The sequence below is a fragment of the Streptococcus alactolyticus genome, assembly GCF_042649785.1.
GTDB lineage: Bacteria > Bacillota > Bacilli > Lactobacillales > Streptococcaceae > Streptococcus > Streptococcus alactolyticus.
Map to the genome: position 1 here is coordinate 757 of NZ_JBHRZX010000011.1, position 3,354 is coordinate 4,110.

3 protein-coding genes and 2 tRNA genes are annotated in these 3,354 nt (G+C 38.2%); all 5 read left to right on the forward strand.

Translation table 11 applies throughout. The features are described from left to right. Window positions 1-64 precede the first annotated feature (64 nt). Window positions 65-138 (forward strand) — tRNA-Ile (locus ACFORE_RS02750). 8 nt (window positions 139-146) lie between these two features. Beyond that, window positions 147-234, forward strand: a tRNA-Ser gene (locus ACFORE_RS02755). A gap of 82 nt (window positions 235-316) precedes the next feature. Further along, window positions 317-1,144, forward strand: coding sequence for a rod shape-determining protein MreC (gene mreC / locus ACFORE_RS02760; protein ID WP_154455514.1), 828 nt, complete (start codon window positions 317-319; stop codon window positions 1,142-1,144). After that, window positions 1,137-1,652, forward strand: a complete 516-nt coding sequence (gene mreD / locus ACFORE_RS02765) for a rod shape-determining protein MreD (protein ID WP_269725652.1) — start codon at window positions 1,137-1,139, stop codon at window positions 1,650-1,652. The genes mreC and mreD overlap by 8 nt, the downstream gene beginning before the upstream one ends. Window positions 1,653-1,753: 101 nt before the next feature. Continuing rightward, entirely contained in the window at window positions 1,754-3,211 is a 1,458-nt protein-coding gene (locus ACFORE_RS02770) for a PcsB-like coiled-coil domain-containing protein (protein ID WP_154455515.1), read from the forward strand. The last annotated feature ends 143 nt before the right edge of the window (window positions 3,212-3,354 follow it).

A 3,354-nucleotide genomic window follows, 5' to 3' on the forward strand; every position in this document is an offset into this window, starting at 1 on the left:
TGTCGCGAGTTCGATTCTCGTCACCCGCTTTATTATTAATAAATATTGGTCTTTTCCAATTGATGGGCGCATAGCTCAGCTGGTTAGAGCGCACGCCTGATAAGCGTGAGGTCGGTGGTTCGAGTCCACTTGTGCCCATATCTGGTGGAGAATTACTCAAGAGGCTGAAGAGGACGGTTTGCTAAATCGTTAGGTCGGGTAACTGGCGCAAGGGTTCGAATCCCTTATTCTCCGTACGTTTTTGAAACGAGATTATCCTTGGATATCTCGTTTTATTTTTATATTATGCATTTTATATATTAGTTGGTGTAAGAATTTGAAAAAAGTAAGAATCTCTCGTTTTGTTTTTTTGACTGTTCTGTCATTACTGCTTATTAGTTTTTCGTTTGCTCTTATTTTTCGAAATTCGAGTCTTGTTTCAGCAGTTTCTTCTCCGATTAGAAGTTTTGTTTTTCGAATAGATTACCTTGTTTCTGCCCCTTTTAGAGCTATTGATTCTATGAATGAGGAAGTGAAAAATCTTTTTGATATTTATGCTGAAAATAAGCGTTTGAAGAAGAAAGTGGCTGAGTTAGAGGATCAAAGTGATTTGGTTTCTTCATTAAAAGAAGAAAATGAAAAGTTAAATAGTGAAGTTGGAATGCAATCCTCTGTGACTTCACAAATTTCGACTATCGGTCGTGTTATTGTGCGAAGTCCTGTTTCGTGGTATGATGCTCTAAAGGTTAAATTAGGTAATCCTGGTACTGTTCGTAAGAAAATGCTAGTCTTATCAGATGGATCTTTGGTTGGTTCCGTGACAGATGTACGTTCGGATACAGCAAGTGTGTCCCTTTTGACTAATGGTTCAAACTTTAACATCCCAATCAAAATCAAAACAGATTCTACGGAAGTATATGGTTTGTTGGAACACTACGATCTAGATAAGAAATGTTTTGTGATTACTGACCTAAATTCCTCTGTTGATATTAAAAGTGGTGCCACTGTCGTTACTAGTGGTTTGGATGGGGATACGGTTGCAAATGTGTCTGTTGGGACTGTTTCTAGCGAGAAAAGTAATTCAGAGAGCTTAAAACGTGTTATTTATGTAACACCTGCAGCTGATTTTTCTGATATTTCCTATGTAACAATAATTGGTGACTAAAGTGGTTTTTTATAAAAATAAATATTTTTTACTGTTATTGCTTTTTTTGTTAATGTTGGTTGATGGGCAGATGTCGTTTGTCATGAGCTCTTTGTTTTCTTATCATTTTCTGATTTCTAGCCATTTGTTTTTATTGGCTGTCATGTATTTTTATCATGATAAGAATGACGCTTTTACGCTTTGGAGTTCAATCTTTTTAGGAGCCATCTTTGATATTTATTACTTAAACAGAATTGGTTTGATCGTCTTTCTTCTCCCAATGCTAGCCTTATTTATTAGTAAGATTAGTAAAAAGTTTTTTGCAAATGATTATCAAACATTGATTTTTTATATCATTATTCTATTTTTATTCGAAATTAGTGGTGAGTTAGCTGCTGTTTGGTTGGGCATGACTACCATGTCTGTAGCACATTTTATTGCCTACAGTTTTGCTCCATCGCTTGTTTTTAACATTTTATTATACTTTATTTTCCGCAATCTCTTGAAAAAGCTCTTTTTGGGGGCTTAATCACTAGAACAAAATAAAAATGTAACAATCACGTAACATAAGTTGCGTGATTTTTTGGTAAAATATTATTGTCTTATCAAAAAGGAGTCGTTTTATTTAATATGAAGAAAAGAATTTTATCTGCTGTTCTTGTCAGTGGTGTAACACTAGGTACGGCAGCTACTACTGTAAATGCCGATGATTATGATGCGAAAATTGCTGCGCAGGATGAGGTTATTAGTAACCTAAATGCTGAGCAAACTGCAGCAAAAAATCAAGTTGATGCTATTCAACAACAAGTATCATCATTACAATCTCAACAAGCTGAATTAGAAGCACAAAATGCTCAATTAGAAGCTGAATCTCAAAAATTAAGCGAAGATATTCAAGCTCTTTCAAGCAAAATTGTTGCTCGTAACGAATCATTGAAAAAACAAGCTCGTAGCGCACAAAAAAGCAGTGCTTCTACAAGCTATATCAATACTATTTTAAATTCAAAATCAATTTCAGACGCTATTAACCGTGTGGTTGCTGTTCGTGAAGTTGTTTCTGCAAATGAAAAAATGTTGGAACAACAAGAAGCTGATAAAGCAGAAATCGAACAAAAACAAGCTGAAAACCAAGCAGCAATTAACACTGTAGCTGAAAATAAAGCTACTATCGAACAAAACAAAGCTGCTTTGGCAACACAACAAGCAGAATTGGAAGCAGCACAATTGAACTTGTCAGCTCAATTGGCTACTGCAGAAGATGAACGTGCTAGCTTAGTTGCGCAAAAAGAAGAAGCTGAACGCGCAGCAGCAGAAGCCGCAGCCGCTCAAGCCGCTGCTCAAGCTAAAGCAGAAGCAGAAGCTAAAGCACAAGCTGAATCTGTAGCACAAGCACAAGCAGCCGCTCAAGCTCAAGAAACACTTCCAGCAGCTACTACTGAATCTACTTCTACACAAGAAGAGTCAAGTGCAGCAGCTGAAACACCTGCATCAACTGAAGCAAGCTCTTCAACTTCATCAGCATCAGCTCCAGCTGCATCAACACCAGCTACTGAAACACAACAAACAGCCGCTCCAGCTGCATCAACACCAGCTACTGAAACACAACAAACAGCCGCTCCAGCTGCATCTACTTCAACTGCTGCGGCAGCACCGGCTGCAAGTACAACTACATCAGCTCCAGCAGCAACTACAACAGCTGCTACATCTACTACAACAACTACTACTGCATCAGCTAAACCAGCCGCAAGCACAACAAGTTCAGCCAACACTTATCCAGTAGGTCAATGTACTTGGGGTGTTAAATCACTTGCTTCATGGGTTGGTAACTACTGGGGTAATGCAAACCAATGGGTTGCTAGCGCACAAGCAGCTGGACACTCTGTTGGAACAACACCAAAAGTTGGTGCAGTAGCCGTTTGGCCATATGATGGTGGTGGTTACGGACACGTAGCATATGTATCTGCTGTTCAAAGCTCAACAAATATCCAAGTTATGGAAGCTAACTACGCTGGTAACTCATCTATCGGTAACTATCGTGGATGGTTCAATCCAGCTTCAAGCGGTACTGTTTACTACATTTACCAATAATAAGCTTTTCATTAATCGAGAAGTGTGCAGAGAGAAGGAAAATTTTACCTTCTCTTTTTCTACCATTTGTCAAGCATATCAACGATTTCTAGAAGAAATCATTATCGGAAGCTGCTTAATTCAACCAGTAGAGAAGTTATTTC